Raw genomic sequence first — 17906 nt, 5'->3', positions numbered from 1 at the left:
GGTAGCGTCCAAACCCAGCCACCGAGCCAGTCGGTGGCCTGGACTTGCCGTCCCGATCGCATGACTCAGCGAACGCTATCGAAGCAGGCAAGGCCTTTACAGACCACAAGGAAGATTGCGCCACATAGCCGTCACGTTTAAAAACGGCCGTTATGTCGCCTGACAACAACCAGGGAAATTCGCGGTGAACATAAGCGCATTACAACTTACCAGCTTCTTGCTGGCGGCATTATTATCCTGCACTTCTTTCAGCCAGGAAATGTATAAATACAAGGATAGTAATGGCAAGTGGGTCTTTAGCGATAAACGCCCTGCAGAGACAGCAGAAGTAGAAAGCCTAGACTATAAAGAAACTAAAAAATCGCTGCCCAAGCCGAGAATATACACACAGCAGCAAGATGGCTGGCATTACCTGATAGCCGACAACCCCTTTCATGCGCCCGTTGAATTCCGAGTACTCTCTTCAGCTTTTGAGTCTGGCACCCACACCTATATCGCGCCCAGTACCAAACAAGAAATAATCCATAAAAGTCGCGCCGACATTCCGCCCTTTCGTTATGGTTGGCAACTGGGTGATCCCGCGACCCAAGAAGTCAATTACTTATATAAGTCACCCGTATCATCGCGGACGACGCATAAAATAACCCAGTCTTTCAAGGGTGCGTTTTCCCATACCGATGCAGCCAACCTTTACGCGGTCGACATCGCCATGCCTGTTGGCACCTATATCAGCGCTGCCAGAGAAGGGACGGTCATCTGGACCAAAGATGACTACCACATGAGCGGCAAGACGGGGTACTTCCTCGACAAGGCCAACTATATACAAATCCTGCATGACGATGGCACCTACGCCGTATATGCCCACCTGTTGCTGGGCAGCGCCAAAGTCCAGCCCGGCGACAAAGTTAAAGTGGGCGACATACTGGCGCGCTCCGGCTCGTCGGGGTATTCAACGGGCCCGCACTTGCATTTTGTAGTACGCAAAAATGCCGGCTTAACGACCGCCTCAATACCCTTTAGATTTGTAGATCAGAACGGAACGCCCTTTATCCCACAAAGAGGTATGAAACTGGCCGGGGTCGCAGACAGCTTCTAACAGCGTAGCAATTGCACCTAGCATTTAGTCGGCAGCGTATGCCGTATCCGCTCACTGAATCAGCCTGTATGAAACCATGTACACACTGCTCGACTTCAAAGACAAAAACCTCGCCGCCTACCTGAATTCAGCGCTGCGAAGGCATGGCCTGGATTCTTATGTTTTTCCCAGCGGATTCGGCCCGGAAGGCGAGGAGATATTCTCTATCAGCTGCCTTCAGCCCAGCGAACTCAAGCAGGGTCGGTACCTCATATACAGCAGCCGCTATTTTCTGAACGACATAGCGCCCGAGGCCGCCAGTGAACTACGGGAAATACGCAACAAACATACTCAGGGGATTTTAAAACTACTCACATCGAAACCGGCCATCATCGCCTCAGCCTTGGCCATGACCGCCGCCGCACTGGGCTACATCTTTGACCTGTGATGCACACAACGCACTGAGCCACGAGCTCTACGGTTAAAGCTTTACACACACGAAAATAGCGTTGCCGGATTGGCCATCCCAAGACGCGATCCGCGCGTAGTCATGCTCAAACACCTGCACTGCAAAATAGGGTTCCAGCAGCTTTTGCAGCTCGGCAAAACTTACCGCCACCATGGGATGTTCGTCCTGCCAGGACTGCGTCACGCCCTGCGTGGTCTTTTCGATACTCAGCCGCAGGGACTGTTGTTCACCATGGCCGCTGTAATGCCAGCCGGAGCTGAACGCAAAGTGGCTGCCGTCATGCTCCACCGTATGCCGTGCAAATGACTGGTTGTTGATCTGGCCCTTGTCGACTGCATTGAAGCAGAACACCCCGTTCACTCTGAGTGCGCCATGCACACTGGCAATGCACTGTTGCAGCCGCTCAACTGTGCCGCTGTAGTGGATGGAATAGAGAAAGCAGGTGATCAGGTCCAGGGGCCCGTCGACCTTGAACGCACACATATCCTGCAAGCTGAATTGCGCTTCGGGGCAGCGTCGTTGGGCGATATCCAGCATGGGCTGGTTGATATCCAGCCCCGCACTGTTGAAACCCGCATCGATGAAGTGCCGCACATGCGGTCCGGTACCGCAGGCCAGATCGAGGTGATCGCTGCCGTTATTGCCGAACAACTGATTCAGCCGGCGCACGCCGTTGCTTTGTGCCGGGTAGTCAATGTCGGCACACATCAGGTCGTAGTAGCCGGACAGATCGGTATACAAAGCAGTGGAAGACATGATGCCCCGGCCATTCGAGCGAAAAAATTCAGAGCGCGCATGGTATAGACAAGCAGCCATCCGCGCATGCAGAGCACTCAAGGTAGATTCAAGGCCACTGATTCAAGCCACAATCGGTACGCCAGTCGAAAGGCGCGCAATGAGCTGAAGCCTGGCGCGCAAGGTCCTTGATTAACGCCTGCCAGATATCTCGCTCGGATAAACTCAACCGCCAGACAACAAGGACGTGAACATCCCGTGACTGCCCCGTGGCTGTGTAGAAATCTGTTGTGGGTCGATGGGCTAGCGGCCGCCAGCGCCGGAGTGCTGATGCTCGCCATCGGTGACCGCTTGAGCAGCTGGTATCAGCTCCCCCCAGCGTTGCTGCAGCTCATCGGCCTGGTGAGCCTGGGCTACGCCACCTATTCCCTCTCGCTGGCCATGCGAGCCAGGCGCCCACGCACACTCATCGTGCTGCTGGTGATAGCCAACTCGCTGTGGGCAGCGGCGTGCTTACGCTGGGCAGTGGTTTTCGCCCCCACGGCCAGCCCCTGGGGGCTGGCACATTTACTCGGGGAGAGCGCTTTTGTCGGTGGCCTGGCGCTGCTGGAGTGGCGCTGGTGGGCACGCCTGGCAACGCCTGTGGAGGCCGCAGCGTGAGCGGGCCAGACAAGCCGGGCCACCCCCATCGCGTAGGCCGCAGCCTCAGGAGCCTGTGCACCCTGCCTGCGGCGCCATTGCTGATACTGCTGGTCAGCGAGGCGCACGCCTTCCAGCCTTGCCCTGGCGCTAGCCAACCCTGTGCCTCGCCCATACAGGTATTGCTGCTGGTGGTACTGCCCTGCCTGGTGCTGAGCGGGCTGGCGCTGCTGGCCAGGAAGAAGCTGCAACGGCGCTGGCTCCGGGTAAGCTGCTGGCTGCTGCTGGCCAGTGTCGGGCTGCTCTGGTTACTCGCGATCTATGCCGCCTTCAACGCCTTTCTGGCGCCCTGTACGACAGGTTGCTGGTATGGCATTGGCAGTTGAACGGCGCGACTGCTGCCAGGCCTCCAATCGAGATGAACATGCGCACACCACTGATCGCTGTAACGCTGCTCATTTGTGCCAGCTCCGGGGCCCAGGCCACGGAGAAAATCTGGCCTTTGCTGTTACCCGGCCAGTACCACGTCGACGAGGCTCCAACACAGCCGGGCCACGGCTGGTTGGCCCTAACGGCCCGCAACGCCGTCTGGCACCTAGAACCAACACACCTGCAGGCCAATCGCGTATATGACCCGGTGCTTGACCCCGATGAACAGAGCAAAACCGGTATCGAACTGACCTCTGCCGATAGCACAGCTATTGCCTATCTGCGCCTGCCAGGCCTAGTGCCTGGCCAACTGACCACGGCCAGACTGCTACGCGGCGAACTGGAGCAGCCGATCACCGACGAGTCACCGAGTCCGCGTCTCTTGTTTGGCGGACGCGAGTACGACTTCGTCCGCGCTGGCGAGACCATTTCGCTGCGCAGCGGTACACAGAGCAGCGTACTGGAGGGACTGGTAGCAGGTGATGTGAACAGCGACAACGGCGTGTCGTTACGATGGGCCGGCGACCTCGATGGCGACGGTGAACTGGACCTGCTAATGAGCTACACCCGGTATAACCAGTCGGGAGCTTGTTTGTTCCTGACCCAGGGCACACCCGACAAGGTCCTTATACGCCCCACGGCTTGCCATGGTGGCGTGGGCTGCTAATGCCATGTTAGCTGTAATGAGTACGGATAAATGTTACTGCTGATTGAATATCTAATCTTATTTGGCCCTGCTTCAATGTTTGCGGGTATCGGCATAGCGATGATCCCTTTAGGCTTGCTAATGGGCGGTCAAGGCATGTTCATTAGCGGAGTATCTATCATCGTGCTCATTGAGCTGTTCTCTTTGTTAGGGCTATACGGCTGTTTTCAGCTGGTTCGCAAACGTCTAGACCCAACTATTCCCGTAGCAAAACCAATGATCTTACTTATTCAAGTTTTACTTGGTGGCGTTGCTGTAATTGCTTTTGGTCTAATGGGCGCGTTTTACGAAATTGGCTGGCATCTTTATATACTCGGCGCACCAGTCATAGGTGCGCTACATTTAATTTATTTAAATCGGGAGTATTTGTTTGGCAATCACAGCTAACAAGTCGATCAAGGCCGCTCACATTCGCTCGCTGGATAACTTCAGTCTGGGCATGCTTCGCATTTTATGCCCAGCCTTACGCTGCCCCTTAGTTCTGCGCTACAGGCCACGGAATTTGACCACACGCTGATCCAACCGATAAACCCACCGCACCGACCGGCTGATTGGATTGGCACCGCGCTCCTGTTGTTGGAGCTGACAAGGACTCCGTGATGCGGCTACTCGCTGTCAAACTCCTGCTGACCCTGCCGGTTGCCGCTGCGCTGGCCTACCCCCTGCTGCAGCCCGAGGCCGACGCCGGTATTTTCCGGGAACTCGAGATGCTTGGGCCGTTTGCTGCCATCAGCCTAACGCTGCTGTTCCTGGTCGCGGTTTTTCTCTACTGCCGGGACCTGCAACGCGCGCTGTCACTGGTCCGCCCGGCGTGCCGTAGCGCCGCGCCACGCAGCGTCTGGCTGATGCTCCTGCTGCCGTACAACTTCATCGAAGACTTCTTCATCGTCGCCCATGTCGCCCAGTCACTGCGCCGGGAAGCCCAGACCAATGACGCACTGCGTCCCTTCTCGCACTTCGGCATGCTGTCTGGCATCGGCTGGTGCAGCGCGCAGATTCTCTCGCTGATTCCCCACGCCATCGGCTCGCTGGCGGGCCTGCTGGCCGTGCCGCTGTGGCTTGCTCACTGGCACCTGATCCGCAGGATCAACCGTGCCCTGAGCGCAGCGCCGCCCGCTATAGTTGAGCAGGGCAACGCCGGATGAACGAATCTCAAGCATGCCCTGGCGTTAGCCCGTACGGTGGGCAATGCCAGTTAGTAAAGCGCTCTGCTCCCCTCTCCCACTTGTGGGAAAGGGGCCGGGAGATAGGGGAGCGAATGTCCACCCTCTCCCCAGCCCTCTCCCGTAAACGGGAGAGGGGGCGAAAACCTACCTGATCTGCAGTACGTACCGCAGGTACTGTTCAGCACCGATCAACAGTCAGTTCCCCCTCACCGGCAAGGAATCCCCATGAGCCTGTCGCTGCTCAATCGCTATGCCTTCTTCGCCTTCTGCGTGCTGTTTACCCTGCTCAGCCTGCCCTTTCTCGGCGCCCATGAATGGTTGTGGGCGTTGACCCTGCTGACTGGCGTGCTCAGCCTGGTGGGTATCAACGACCTGCTGCAGACGCGCCAGGCAGTGCGGCGCAACTACCCGATCCTGGGCAATATCCGCTACTTGGTCGAGGGCCTGCGCCCGGAGATCCGCCAGTACCTGCTGGAGGCCGATGGCGACAAGCTGCCGTTCTCTCGCGCGCAACGTTCGCTGGTGTATGCGCGGGCGAAGAACCAGAGCGCGGACAAGGCCTTCGGCACCCTCAGCGATGTGTACCAGAGCGGCTTCGAGTTCATCGGCCACTCCATGCTGCCGGCCGCGCACTGCGACCCCAGCACCTTCCGCGTCACGGTCGGCGGGCCGCAGTGCACCCAGCCCTACTCGGCCTCGGTGTTCAATATCTCGGCAATGAGCTTCGGCTCGCTCAGCGCCAACGCCATCCGCGCGCTGAACCAGGGCGCCCAGCGCGGCGGTTTCTACCACGACACCGGCGAGGGCAGCATCAGTCCCTACCACCGCGAGCATGGCGGCGATCTGGTGTGGGAGCTGGGCAGCGGCTACTTCGGTTGCCGCACGGACGATGGCCGCTTCGACCCGGCACGCTTCGCCGAGCAGGCGCGCAATCCGCAGGTGAAGATGATCGAGATCAAGCTGAGCCAGGGCGCCAAGCCGGGTCATGGCGGCATCCTGCCCAAGCACAAGGTCACCGCGGAAATCTCCCTCACCCGGGGCGTACCGATGGGCCAGGACTGCATCTCGCCGGCGCGCCACAGTGCCTTCGCCACGCCGCTGGAACTGCTGCAGTTCATCGCGCAGCTGCGTCAGCTGGCGGATGGCAAGCCGATCGGCTTCAAGTTCTGCCTGGGCCATCCGTGGGAGTTCATGGGCATCGCCAAGGCCATGCTGGAGAGCGGCATCCTCCCCGACTTCATCGTGGTCGATGGCAAGGAAGGCGGCACCGGCGCGGCGCCGCTGGAGTTCACCGACCATATCGGCGTGCCGCTGCGTGAAGGCCTGCTGTTCGTGCACAACACCCTGGTCGGCTGCGGCCTGCGCGACAAGATCCGCCTCGGTGCCAGCGGCAAGATCGTCAGCGCCTTCGACATCGCCAGCGTCATGGCCCTCGGTGCCGACTGGGCCAACTCGGCCCGCGGTTTCATGTTCGCCATTGGCTGCATCCAGTCGCAGAGCTGCCATACCAACAAGTGCCCGACCGGCGTGGCCACCCAGGACCCGCTGCGCCAGCGCGCCCTAGTGGTGCCGGACAAGGCCGAGCGGGTGCACAGCTTCCACCGCAACACCCTCAAGGCCCTGGCCGAGATGCTCGCCGCCGCCGGCCTCAGCCACCCGTCGCAGATCGAGGCCAAGCACCTGGTGCGGCGCATGTCGGCCAGCGAGATCAAGCTGTACTCGCAGCTGCATGTATTCCTCGAACCCGGTGAGCTGCTCAGCGGCGAAGTCTCCGGCGAGTTCTACCCGCGCATGTGGAGCATGGCGCGGGCTGACAGCTTCGAGGCGGCGGAGGTCTGAGCACCGGCGCAGCACCCTAATGGTGGATAAGCCGAGTGTTATCCACCCTATGCGCTGTGGCTCTGGGTAGGCCGGATGTAATCCGGGAGTGGTCTGCGAACCTTGCGATATCCCCGGATTGCATCCGGGCTACGGACTTGTGCAGGCTGCTCGATACACTGGAACTGATCGCGCGACTAGGTAGTCAGCTAAGTGTCCTTTACACTCCGCCCAAAGCTCATGGCACAAGGCCACCACCCGATGCGCACCCTGTACCAGTTCCCGATTTCCCACTACTGCGAAAAGACCCGCTGGCACCTAGAGCACAAGGGCCTCGACTACCAGGTCGCCAACCTGTTTCCCGGCCTGCACCGCTTCAAGAGCAAGCGCCTGGCCGGCATCGTCACCCTGCCGATCCTGCAGGATGGCGCCACCCGCATCGGCGACTCCACCGCCATCGCCCTGCACCTGGAACAGGCCTACCCGCAGCAGCCGCTGCTGCCGGAAGATGCTGACCAGCGCGCGGCCGTCCTCGAACTGGAAGAGCGCTTCGATCGCCTCGGCGTGCATGTGCGGCGCTGGCTGTATGGCCAGATCAAGGACTGGAGCTCGGTGATGCACGCCATGCTCAAGGTCTACCGCCCCTGGTTCGGCCTGCGCGACCTGCTGCAGCCGGTGCTGATCAATGGTGTACAGAAGCTCTACGGGGTGACGCCCGAGCGCGTGGCCAAGTCTCGGATCGAGCTGCTGGCCGGCCTCGACCTGATCGAGCAACAGATCGGTGGTGACCCGGCGCGCTACCTGGTCGGTGAGCGCCTGAGCCTGGCCGATGTCAGCGCGGCCGCCCTGTACGCCCCGCTGTTCACTCCGACCGGAACCCCCTGGGATGGCATCGCCGGGCATGACGCCGAGACCCAGCGCTTCCTCGACCAGCTTTACGCGCGTCCGGCCGGGCAGTGGGTGCTGCGCCGCTACGCCGAGGATCGCCCGCGCGCCGAATGATGGCGCGCGGGCAGGCTGTTGAAAAACGTAGGCGAGGCAGCCAGCGCAAGGCGCTACGTCAGTAACAGCCTCCGGCTGGTCAAAACGGCGAAACGTAGCGCAGCGGAGTAACAGCCGCAGGCTGGCCCGCAGGGCGAACGCAGTGAGTCAAAAGCGCAGTTTACGAGCTGTAAATGAGCATGACTCGTTCCACTCGCCCTTCGGGCCGCGCTAAAGCGCGTTAGCCGCAAGCGGCTTGCTGAGCCTGTTTTTAACGCAGCGATGGCAACGCAGGTAGTTTTTCAACAGCCTGTTACTCGCTCCAGGGGTCATAGCTGCCCACACTCCACAGGTGGCCTTCGCCATCCTTGCAGGTGAAGCCACGACCGCCGTACTCCTCGTCCTTGATCGGGATCAGCACCTCGAACCCGGCCTGCTGCACGCGGGCATACACGGCATCGGCATCCGCGACCTGCAGGTACAGGCTCTGGGTGTTGCCGCCGACCTGCTGTGGCTCGCGCATATGCTGGCCGAAGCCGCTGTCCTTGAGTGAGCCGAGCATCAGCATGCCGCTGCCGTGCAGCAGCTGCGCATGTTCGATCTGACCGTTGCCGGCCGACACGCGCAGCTGTTCGCGAAAGCCGAAGACCTGGCACAGCCAGGTGATGGCCGCCGGGGCATCGCGATAGAGGATGACGGGGATCAGGCTGGAGCCCTTGTCCATGGGGTGTTCTCCTGATTTTCGCGGGGCAGACTGGGCGATTCGAGGCCTGGCATCGCCTGTGACCGCGCCAGGCAACCAGCAACAGTGAAGCAGAGCCCGGACGCCATGACTGCCCGCTGGTCGGCGACGATAAAAGGCCTCTGGCCCGGCAGCCTGCGACTAAGCTTTGAGCAAGAGCAAACATCTCGAGGCCAGGCCGATCGCTATGGGCGTTTTATGGCAATCAGACGCACCGCCAACAGCGCTCCCCGTGAGCGGCCCAGAGCCGCTTTTGTTGCCCGAAAAACCGCCCCCCCGCAGGCGCCTGAAAAGCCTGTTCTGGCTGGGCCTGCTAGCCGTACTGATCGCCCTGGGCCTGGGCGTTGCCCATGAGCTGAAAACCGCCCAGCTGCAGGCCCGCGAATTCAGCCGCTACGCCGCCAGCCTGAGCTACGCAGTGCAACCGGGGCCGAGCAAAGCCATCCAGTTTCCGGCCGACGGCCCGTTCGACAAGCGCCTCGGCTACGCGCACCTGCCGCTGTTGCTGGAGCGCCTGCAACAACGCAACTTCCTCATCAGCGAGCAGGCGCAGTTCTCCCCCGCCCTGCTCGACTACAGCCAGCGCGGTTTCTTTCCACCCTTCGCGGAAAAACTGCAGACCGGCCTGACCATCAGCGACTGCCGTGGCCTGCCGCTCTACCAGTTCCGCTACCCGCAGCAGCTCTATGCGCGTTTCGAGGACATCCCGCCGCTGGTGGCCGGCAGCCTGCTGTACATCGAGAACCGCCACCTGCTCGACAGCGAGCAGGCCCAGGCCAACCCGGCGGTGGACTGGCCGCGTTTCGTCAAGGCGGCGCTGTCGCAACTGGGCAAGAACTTCGCCATCCAGGAGCAGTCGGCCGGTGGCAGCACCCTGGCCACCCAACTGGAGAAATACCGCCACTCGCCGGACGGCCTGACCCTGTCGGCCATGGAGAAACTGCGGCAGATGGTTTCCGCCAGCGTGCGCGCCTACCAGCAGGGCCCAGACAGTTTCGCCGCGCGCCAGGCCATCGTGCGTGACTACCTCAACAGCGTGCCGCTCTCCGCCGCCCCCGGGCATGGCGAAGTGCACGGCCTGGCCGACGGCCTGCGGGTGTGGTTCGGTGCCGATTTCGCGCGGGTCAATGCCCTGCTCGACCCCGTGCGCACGCCCATGGCCAGCAGCGCCGAGCGCGGCCTGGCGCTGCGCCAGGTGCTGGCCCTGATGATCGCCCAGCGGCGCCCCTCCTATTACCTGGCCCAGGGTCGCAAGGAGCTGGAAAAACTGACAGACAGCCATATCCGCGTGCTGGCCAGCGGCGGCGTGATCGGCTGGACCCTGCGCGATGCGGCGCTGGCGCAGAAACTGCAGTTCCGCGACCTGGCCCAGCACCCGGCTATCCAGCCGGTGCAGAGCAACAAGGGCATCAGCGTGGCCCGTACACGGCTGTCCAACCTGCTCAACCAGTCGCTGTACGACCTCGACCGCCTCGACCTGTCCGCCAGCAGCACACTCAACGCCGAACTGCAGCAACAGGTCAGTGCCTACCTGCACCAGCTGGCCGACCCCGAGTTCGCCGGGCAGATCGGTCTGTACGGCGAACGCCTGCTGTCCGCGGAAAAAACCGCCGAGGTGCGCTACAGCTTCACCCTGTTCGAGCGTACCCCGGCCGGCGCGCGGGTGCGGGTGCAGACCGACAACACTGACCAGCCCTTCGACATCAACGAAGGCAGCAAACTGGAACTGGGCTCCACCGCCAAGCTGCGCGTACTCACCACCTACCTGGAAGTGATGGCCGAGCTGCACACCCGCTACGCCGGACAGAGCCCCGATGCACTGCGCAAGATCGAAGTGGCGGCGCAGGATCACCTGACCCGCTGGGCCATCGACCAGCTGATCGCCCAGCCCAACCTGCCACTGCGCGATCTGCTCGCCGCCGCCCTGGAGCGCAAGTACTCGGCCAGCCCCTACGAAGGGTTCTTCACGGGTGGCGGGCGACACACCTTCAGCAACTTCAAGCGCGAAGACAACGGCCGCATTCCCACTATGCGCGAGGCTCTGCGCGAGTCGATCAACCTGCCGTTCATCCGCCTGCTGCGCGACCTAGTGCGCTACAGCACCTACCACGGCGAGGGCAGTAGCGCCGAGCTGCTCAAGGACGACCAGCACCCGCAACGCGCCGACTACCTCAAGCGCTTCGCCGACCGCGAAGGCACCACCTTCCTGCTGCGCTTCTGGCGCAAGTACGAGGGCAAGAACGCCCAGCAACGCCTGGATACCTTCCTCGACGGCCTGCGCCATACCTCCACACGCCTGGCCGCCGTGCACCGCTACCTGATGCCGGAAGTGGACGAGGCGACCTTCGCCGCTTTCCTGCGTGCGCACCTGCCGCAGGAAAAGAACAAGCTCACCGACAAGCGCATCCACAGCCTCTACCTGGACTACGGCCCGGGCGCCTGGAGCCTGCCGGACCAGGGCTACATCGCCCGCGTGCACCCGCTGGAGCTGTGGCTGCTGGGTTACCTGATCGAACAGCCGCAAGCCACCTTCAAGGATGCCGTGGCCGCCAGCGCCGAGGAGCGCCAGGTGGTCTACGGCTGGCTGTTCAAGTCGCGACACAAGAGCGCCCGCGACAGCCGCATCCGCACCATGCTGGAGGTCGAAGCCTTCCTCGATATCCACCAGCGCTGGCAGCGCGTGGGCTATCCGTTCGATCACCTGGTGCCGTCGCTGGCCACCGCCATCGGCAGCTCCGGCGACCGCCCGGCAGCGCTGGCCGAGCTGATGGGCATCATCCAGAACGACGGCATCCGCCAGCCCAGCGTGCGTATCGACAGCCTGCACTTCGCCGCCGCCACGCCCTATGACACCGAGCTGGTCTACGACGTGCGGCGCGGTGAACGGGTGCTGCCAACGGAGGTTGCCGCGGCCCTGCGCGAGGCGCTGTCACAGGTGGTGGAAGCCGGCACCGCACGGCGCCTGCATGGCAGCTTCAGCCTGGCCGATGGCACGCCGCTGGTGCTCGGTGGCAAAACCGGTACCGGCGACAACCGGGTGGAAAACGTCACCCGCGGCGGCCATGTGCTCAGCTCACGGGCCATCAACCGCACCGCCACTTTCGTCTTCTACCTCGGCCCGCGCCACTTCGGCACCCTCACCGCCTTCGTGCCGGGCGAGGCCGCGGATAAATTCCGCTTCACCTCGGCACTACCGGTGCAGGTACTCAAGGGCATGGCACCGATTCTCACCCCGCACCTGCAGCCGGACAGCCAGACTGGCTGCGCCATACCCACCAGCGCCGCGCAGGTGCGCAATCTCTGAGCATCCACGGCACGGTGGATAAGCGAAGCGTTATCCACCCTACGCAACCCGCCCGCCAACGTAGGGTGGAAAACCGCGCAGCGTTTTCCACCGATAGCAAAGCGCCAGAGCGTAAATTCTATTCAGGCAGGCACTGGGCATTGAGCGTGTGCACCTGGCGCTGCGCACAACTGCTCAGCTCGCCCGAGCTGCACTGACGCCCCAGCACCAGGCTGTCGCCCTCCAGCGCCCAGCTGGCTTCTGGCAACTCCAGGCGCGCCAGTTCGGCACAGGTACGGGTGTCATAGACCAGCAGTTCGCCACTGGAACCACTGAACGACTGCACCAACAGGCGCTGCTCGCGGCGATCGAGGAACACCGCGCGGCGCAGCCAGATGCCACCCTCCACAGTGCAACTGGCCGTGCCCTGGCTCAGGACCATGGGCGGCTCGGGGAAGCTGTCGACCTCACCGTCGCGCTTGAAGTTGTGGAACTCCACCTGCACCCGCTCGCCGGCGCCGCCATACAGCGCCGCGTACTCGCCACCGCGCGGCTCGATGGCCAGCGCCCGGTAGGCGCAATCGGCCAGGGCCAGCGGCGCCGCCAGCCACATCAGGGGTAACCACAGGGTTTTGTTCATCCATGAAGCCTCTTTGCTGTCTCAGAACCTGTTTACGATCTTCTGAATTAGAGCCAGACAAGGCGCTACGCCAGTAACAGCCTCCGGCTGGTCAAAACGCCGAGGAAGCGGAGTTTACGAGCTGTAAATGAGCATGACTCGCTTCACTCGCCCTTCGGGTCGCGCTAAAGCGCGTTAGCCGCAAGCGGCTGTCCGAGGCCGTTTTTAACGCGGTATGGCCGCGAGTCAGGAGATCGTAAACAGGTTCTCAGCCTTTGCTGCGCATCTGCACGAACAACGCCTCGACCTTCTCGCGCGCCCAGGGCGTCTTGCGCAGGAAGGTCAGGCTCGACTTGATGCTCGGATCGACCTTGAAGCAGCGGATATCGATGCGGTTGGCCAGGCCATCCCAGCCGTACTTGGCGACCAGCTCGCCAAGCAGTTTTTCCAGGGTGATGCCATGCAGGGGGTTATTCGCTTGTTCGCTCACGATGGGCCTGTGTGAAGTGCAATTGCCGGGCGCCAAGTTAACCACAACTCGGCGTTGCTTCAGCCGCAATCCGGCATCAGTTGACCAGTTGCTCGCAGTAGTTTTTCAGTCCCCGCATCCGCGCCACCACGGCACGGCGGAAGTACCAGACGGCGAGCGGCTCGAGCAGCCAGGGTAGCGCCCAAGGCTGGACTTTCAGGTTATAGCGGAACACTGCCTGAGTACGCTGCGGCCCGAGCTCGCTAAATACCCAACTGCCGGCAAACTGCTTGAGTAGCAAGGGCCCCTTGAGCATACGGATCGCCGCCCGTTGCGGTGCATCCACCTGCACGAACTCAACCTCCATGCGCAGGCCACTACGGGCGACCACCTCGACGCGAGCGCCACGCTGCACCGTTTGCAACGCACCGACAAAGGCAATTCGCTCGGGGAATGGATCCCACTGATAACGCACGGCGTAGTCCTGTGAAACCTCGTACACCCTCGCACGCTCTGCGGCGATCTCGAGGCGCTGTTCGATCAAGGCCATGTACGCCACCTCACTCCAGCAGCGACTGCAGCAGCGCCCTGCCCTCGGCCCAGTCGCCCAGGCCGCTGTCGCCGTTGATATGCCCGGCCGCGCCGATATTGGCCCAGCGACTGCCCCAGCGGATTGCCGAGCTGTGCGCATGTTCCAGGCTGGAGAACGGGTCGTTGCTGCTGGCCACCAGCAGGCTGGGGAAGGCCAGCGGCAGTTCCGGCACCGGCACGAAACCCTCGATGCCCAGCTCGGCAGCCGGGCCTTCCGGGTCTGGAGGAGCCACCAGCATGGCGGCGCGCACCGACAGGCGGGTCTGCGCCGCCCAGTGCGCCACCAGCCCGCAACCCAGGCTGTGGGCCACCAGTACGGTGTGCGGGCCGCTGGCGGCCACCGCCTGCTCCAACTGCGCCACCCACTCGCTGCAGACCGGGCGCCACCAGTCACGCTGCTCGACCCGGCGAAAACGCGGATCGGCCTGTTGCCACAGGCTCTGCCAATGCTCGGGACCGGAGCCGCCGTAGCCGGGGATAATCAAAAAAGGCGTACTCATGGGCCATGACCTCCATGTCTGCATGCTGTCGATAAGCGCGGTCTAGCGAGACCGCCGCTGCTCATGATGCCCGCGAGCCGCATCTGGGCCTAGCCGGCAGTACTCTGAAAGTTGAACACGCGCCACTGGCCCTGGCCATCGCGGCGCAGCTCGATGCTGTACGGACAGGGGTTGGGCGCGAAGTCGTAACGCACCGTGATCGATGGCATCTCCACTTGCCGACCGCTCAGCCAGCGGCGCAGGCGGTTGCCACGAGACTGCGGCGGCGACAACGCATACACCTGCCAGGTGCCACGAGCACAACGCTGGCGCGCCGCGATCTGGCGAAACTGCGGCAGATCACGGCCCGCCAGGCCGTCGGCCTTGAGGGTCAGATCGTAGGCTTCGGCCAGGCGCTCATCGTGCAGCAGGTAGATAAAGCGTGTCGCCACGGCCATAGCCGACTCGTTGCGATACTCGGCTTTCAGCCACAGCCAGCCGCCCCCGCCCACAGCGGTGGTGACTAGCACCACCAGCAGCACAATCATCCAGCAGCGCATAGCGCTCTCCTGCCACTCCGGGTCGGTTCAGATATCCAGATCGATGCCGTCGCGAAACGGCCGGGCGAGCTGGCGCAGCAACCAGAACAGCAGGTTCACCGGCAGTTCGATGAGGATTTCCAGCAGATCCAGCCAGGAGTGCGCCTCCTCGCGCTGGCCCCTGCGCCGACTTGGCCACAGCCAGTAGGCCAGGCCGAAGCACAATGCTGCCAGACCCAGACAAGGCCACAGCGGTCCGCCACTGAGGCCATGCACCACGCTGGCAACGGCCGCCAAAAACAGCAGCACGGCGCCACATTCACGCAGAACATTCACAGGCAGCCCTCCCGGCGCACCAGCCTCATTCGCGAATGATGAACAGCTTGGTCACGAACCACGCGGTGCCCTTGTACAGGTAACCCAGCGGGCCGTAGATGGTGGCCGGCTTTTCCGCTTCCTGCTGGCGCAGTTCGACGCGCAGGGTGGACATCTGGATCTGGTCCTTGAGGATGCGCATGCGCGCTTCCATGGAGTCGATCTCGGACTGGATACGGTTCAGCTCGCTCTCGATCTGCAGGATGTCCTTGATGTCCTTGGCCTTGCCGAGCAAGTCGCGGAGGCGGTCACGCAGGGCGATGTTGTTGCGCAGGCGAGTTTCCACGTCGACGTACTGTTCGGTGACATCCTCACCCTTGACGTGGCGCGACAGCACTTTGCCACTCTGCTCGACATTGCCCAGGGCCGCGGCGAAGGCATCCTTGGGCACGCGATAGACCAGGCTCTGGCTGTAGCTGCCGTAGTCGCTCTTTTCCTCGACATAGCCACCCAGCGCCAGCATGCGCTCGGTGAGCTGGGCCTGAGCCTTGGCCAGGTCGGCCACTTCCAGGGAGAAGTTGGCGGTCCACACCAGCAGGCGCCCGGAGGCCTTACCCTGCTCCGCTGAACTGTACCCAGCAGTGGCAGGCGCAGCAGCTTCACCCGCCATCTCCCCGCCTTTGGACGCGCAGCCGGCAACCCCGGCCAGGGTGAAGAGCAAGGCCAGCACGGCCCATTGACGCAGGTAGTTTTTCATCCGATGACGCCCTCTATGGCTTGTCCCTGTTGAACAAGCGCGGATCATACGGGGTTTACCAACCCTCTTTCACCCGCTGCGCCAGGTAAACGTCACCCCTGCGCTGCAGTTCACGACAGCAACAGAACCAGCGCGGCTAAAGGGGTTATCCAACCGATCCACAGGGCGTCATCATTTCGTCACCTGCCGCAGCGAGACTCTCCTGCCATTCGTCCTGGGGAGGTAATTTGATGTCCGTACAATCCATGTTCAAACCCGTATCCATCGCTCTGCTGGCTGCCGCCATGGCCGCATGCAGCAACCAAGCACCGGCGCCGAAGGCAGAAAGCCTGAACAACGAAGACTGGTACCAGGTGCGCACCGAAGAGAACCTGTACCTGTTCGACGACGCCACGGTTTATCGTGACTTCCTCGTCAGCGGCAAGGCGCCCTACCTGAAAGACCTGCAAGAGAAGGACAAATACGGCCAGGCCATCGTACTGGCGCTGCGCGCCGAGGATCAGGGCAAGGATCTCAAGAAGATCGCCGCCTACCAGTTCCTCAAGCAGAGCCTGCCACCGGCCAGCAGCTTCTACGGCGAAATCCGCCAGGAAGGCATCATCTTCGTCAGTCGGCGCTACGGCGACATGGTCGACGTGAACAACCTCGGCGAGCCGATCTTCCGCCACACCGAAATCGCCAGCGGGCCGAACGGCGAGCGCGTGGTCTATCTGCTGCAGAAAGAAGAGAAGAAGCCGGAAAAACTGATCAAGCAGTTCCAGGTCAACAACGGCATCACCCCCACCAAGGGCTGATCGCGAGCGCTGCAACAACCCGGCCCGGGGCAATCCCTGGCCGGGTTTCAGCCGTTTAGGGCGGCACTCATCAGGCACACCGATACGGCAAGGCGGCCTGCGCCTGCGCCAGGTAGGCTTTGATATGCCCGCGCTCTTCCTGCAAAAACTCCATCACCGCCGCCCGCAGACCGGGATGACACAGGTAGTGCCAGGACTGCGTCAGCACCGGTTCGAACCCCCGCACCAGCTTGTGCTCGCCCTGGGCACCGGCATCGAAACGCCGCAACCCCTGGGCAATGCTGTAGTCGAGCCCCTGGTAGAAGCAGGTCTCAAAGTGCAAGCGGTCGAAGTCGCCCAAGCAGCCCCAATAACGACCGTAGAAGGTATCGCCATCCACTAGGCTGAAGGCCATGGCTACCGGCCGCGTGCCCTGGCGGGCGATAACCACGCGGATGGCTGCCGGCATGCGCTCGGCCACCAGGCTGAAGAAGCTGCGCGTCAGGTAGGGCGCACGGCCGCGCACATAGTAGGTATTGGCGTAACAGGCATAGACGAAATCCCACTCGACCTCGCTCAGTTCGTGCCCTGCGCACCAATCGAAGGCGATGCCCTGCCCCGCCACCTGCTCACGCTCCTTGCGTATCTGCTTGCGCTTGCGCGAAGTCAGCGCATCGAGGAAATCCTGGAAGTCGCGATAGTCGCGGTTGAACCAGTGGTACTGGCAGCCGATGCGTGACAACCAGCCCTCGCGCCCGGCGAGCAGCGCATCGGTATCGGCCTGGGTGAAATTGATGTGCAGACTGGACAGCCCCTGGCGCGGCAGGTCGCGCTCCAGCTCGTCGAGCAGTTGCGCCGCAGCCGACGCATCGCCCAGCAGGCGCTGGCCACTCACAGGGCTGAACGGCACGGCGCCGAGCAGCTTGGGGTAATAGGCAATGCCGGCGCGCTGACAGGCATCGGCCCAGCCCATGTCGAACACGTACTCGCCATAGGAATGCGCCTTCACATAGGCCGGCAGCGCCGCCAGCGGCTTGCCGAGCGCATCGCAAAGCAGCCGGTGAGCGGCTTGCCAGCCGCTACGCCCACCGATGCTGCCGCTGTCTTCCAGGGCCGAAAGAAAGGCGTGGCGCAGGAACGGCTGCGGCCCGCACAGCAAGGCATCCCAAGCGGCGGGCTGGAGGTCATTGAGGCTGGCGAGGGTACGGATCGGCATGGGCGCAGTCTGGCCTGTCGTCCGGGCAAAAAAAAGCCCTGCACAAGCAGGGCTTAGGAGAGTAACTCCAGCGTCATACTGTAGAGCCAGTGCAGAACCTGGCAG

General features: G+C 62.5%; 21 protein-coding genes. 11 read left to right on the top strand and 10 right to left on the bottom strand.

What is annotated here, in order from left to right:
* The first annotated feature begins 184 nt into the window (after nt 1-184).
* On the top strand, nt 185-1096 hold the full coding sequence (locus tag HNE05_RS06225; protein WP_173204396.1) for a peptidoglycan DD-metalloendopeptidase family protein: 912 nt from the start codon (nt 185-187) through the stop codon (nt 1094-1096).
* A gap of 76 nt (nt 1097-1172) precedes the next feature.
* The gene (locus HNE05_RS06220) at nt 1173-1523 is read left to right on the top strand and encodes a hypothetical protein (protein ID WP_173204394.1); all 351 of its coding nucleotides are present in this window, start codon (nt 1173-1175) and stop codon (nt 1521-1523) included.
* A 33-nt stretch (nt 1524-1556) separates the two neighbouring features.
* Here the strand turns inward: HNE05_RS06220 and HNE05_RS06215 are convergent, their stop codons facing one another.
* The gene (locus HNE05_RS06215; RefSeq protein WP_173211615.1) at nt 1557-2300 is read right to left on the bottom strand and encodes a class I SAM-dependent DNA methyltransferase; all 744 of its coding nucleotides are present in this window, start codon (nt 2298-2300) and stop codon (nt 1557-1559) included.
* Between the two features lie 237 nt (nt 2301-2537).
* Between HNE05_RS06215 and HNE05_RS06210 the strand changes: the two genes are divergently transcribed.
* The 7 genes from HNE05_RS06210 (at nt 2538) to HNE05_RS06180 (ending at nt 8039) form a co-directional block, all read left to right on the top strand.
* On the top strand, nt 2538-2939 hold the full coding sequence (locus tag HNE05_RS06210) for a hypothetical protein (protein WP_240008824.1): 402 nt from the start codon (nt 2538-2540) through the stop codon (nt 2937-2939).
* Nucleotides 2936-3304 (top strand): hypothetical protein, encoded by a 369-nt coding sequence (locus HNE05_RS06205; RefSeq protein WP_173204392.1) that lies wholly within the window; start codon nt 2936-2938, stop codon nt 3302-3304. The genes HNE05_RS06210 and HNE05_RS06205 overlap by 4 nt, the downstream gene beginning before the upstream one ends.
* 38 nt (nt 3305-3342) lie before the next feature.
* Nucleotides 3343-4014, top strand: a complete 672-nt coding sequence (locus tag HNE05_RS06200; RefSeq protein ID WP_173204390.1) for a hypothetical protein — start codon at nt 3343-3345, stop codon at nt 4012-4014.
* 30 nt (nt 4015-4044) lie between these two features.
* On the top strand, nt 4045-4440 hold the full coding sequence (locus tag HNE05_RS06195) for a hypothetical protein (RefSeq protein WP_173204388.1): 396 nt from the start codon (nt 4045-4047) through the stop codon (nt 4438-4440).
* A 212-nt stretch (nt 4441-4652) separates the two neighbouring features.
* Nucleotides 4653-5198 carry a hypothetical protein gene (locus HNE05_RS06190; RefSeq protein WP_173204386.1) on the top strand — a complete coding sequence of 182 codons (546 nt, stop codon included), beginning with the start codon at nt 4653-4655 and terminating at the stop codon, nt 5196-5198.
* Nucleotides 5199-5444: 246 nt separating this feature from the next.
* On the top strand, nt 5445-7058 hold the full coding sequence (locus tag HNE05_RS06185) for an FMN-binding glutamate synthase family protein (RefSeq protein WP_173204384.1): 1614 nt from the start codon (nt 5445-5447) through the stop codon (nt 7056-7058).
* A gap of 240 nt (nt 7059-7298) precedes the next feature.
* Nucleotides 7299-8039, top strand: coding sequence for a glutathione S-transferase family protein (locus HNE05_RS06180; protein WP_173204382.1), 741 nt, complete (start codon nt 7299-7301; stop codon nt 8037-8039).
* A 292-nt stretch (nt 8040-8331) separates the two neighbouring features.
* Here HNE05_RS06180 and HNE05_RS06175 read toward each other — a convergent pair whose 3' ends face one another.
* A complete protein-coding gene (locus tag HNE05_RS06175) occupies nt 8332-8742 on the bottom strand; it encodes a VOC family protein (protein WP_173204380.1) in 411 nt (136 codons plus the stop codon).
* 205 nt (nt 8743-8947) lie between these two features.
* Here HNE05_RS06175 and HNE05_RS06170 point away from each other — a divergent pair, with 205 nt between their 5' ends.
* The gene (locus tag HNE05_RS06170; RefSeq protein WP_173204378.1) at nt 8948-12064 is read left to right on the top strand and encodes a transglycosylase domain-containing protein; all 3117 of its coding nucleotides are present in this window, start codon (nt 8948-8950) and stop codon (nt 12062-12064) included.
* Nucleotides 12065-12182: 118 nt separating this feature from the next.
* On the opposite strand, the gene HNE05_RS06165 is transcribed toward HNE05_RS06170, so the two are convergent.
* The 7 genes from HNE05_RS06165 to HNE05_RS06135 all read right to left on the bottom strand — a co-directional run bounded on the left by HNE05_RS06165 (nt 12183) and on the right by HNE05_RS06135 (nt 15812).
* The gene (locus HNE05_RS06165) at nt 12183-12683 is read right to left on the bottom strand and encodes a hypothetical protein (protein ID WP_173204376.1); all 501 of its coding nucleotides are present in this window, start codon (nt 12681-12683) and stop codon (nt 12183-12185) included.
* A 247-nt stretch (nt 12684-12930) separates the two neighbouring features.
* A complete protein-coding gene (locus tag HNE05_RS06160) occupies nt 12931-13152 on the bottom strand; it encodes a VF530 family protein (protein ID WP_173204374.1) in 222 nt (73 codons plus the stop codon).
* Nucleotides 13153-13228: 76 nt separating this feature from the next.
* A complete protein-coding gene (locus HNE05_RS06155) occupies nt 13229-13681 on the bottom strand; it encodes an SRPBCC family protein (RefSeq protein ID WP_219637216.1) in 453 nt (150 codons plus the stop codon).
* Between the two features lie 10 nt (nt 13682-13691).
* Complete coding sequence (locus tag HNE05_RS06150) at nt 13692-14222, bottom strand: RBBP9/YdeN family alpha/beta hydrolase (RefSeq protein WP_173204370.1); 531 nt, start codon at nt 14220-14222, stop codon at nt 13692-13694.
* 89 nt (nt 14223-14311) lie between these two features.
* Nucleotides 14312-14761, bottom strand: coding sequence for a hypothetical protein (locus tag HNE05_RS06145; protein WP_173204368.1), 450 nt, complete (start codon nt 14759-14761; stop codon nt 14312-14314).
* Nucleotides 14762-14788: 27 nt separating this feature from the next.
* Nucleotides 14789-15076: a hypothetical protein gene (locus HNE05_RS06140; protein WP_173204366.1), complete on the bottom strand. Its 288-nt coding sequence runs from the start codon at nt 15074-15076 to the stop codon at nt 14789-14791.
* Between the two features lie 25 nt (nt 15077-15101).
* Complete coding sequence (locus tag HNE05_RS06135; RefSeq protein ID WP_173204364.1) at nt 15102-15812, bottom strand: DUF4349 domain-containing protein; 711 nt, start codon at nt 15810-15812, stop codon at nt 15102-15104.
* A 230-nt stretch (nt 15813-16042) separates the two neighbouring features.
* On the opposite strand from HNE05_RS06135, the gene HNE05_RS06130 reads away from it, so the two are divergent.
* Nucleotides 16043-16606: a hypothetical protein gene (locus HNE05_RS06130; RefSeq protein ID WP_240008823.1), complete on the top strand. Its 564-nt coding sequence runs from the start codon at nt 16043-16045 to the stop codon at nt 16604-16606.
* A 70-nt stretch (nt 16607-16676) separates the two neighbouring features.
* Here HNE05_RS06130 and HNE05_RS06125 read toward each other — a convergent pair whose 3' ends face one another.
* Nucleotides 16677-17801 carry a GNAT family N-acetyltransferase gene (locus HNE05_RS06125; RefSeq protein ID WP_173204360.1) on the bottom strand — a complete coding sequence of 375 codons (1125 nt, stop codon included), beginning with the start codon at nt 17799-17801 and terminating at the stop codon, nt 16677-16679.
* Nucleotides 17802-17906 lie beyond the last annotated feature (105 nt).

It is taken from the genome of Pseudomonas campi (assembly GCF_013200955.2).
Classification (GTDB): Bacteria; Pseudomonadota; Gammaproteobacteria; order Pseudomonadales; family Pseudomonadaceae; genus Aquipseudomonas; species Aquipseudomonas campi.
This window is presented reverse-complemented; position numbering and strand designations above follow the sequence as displayed.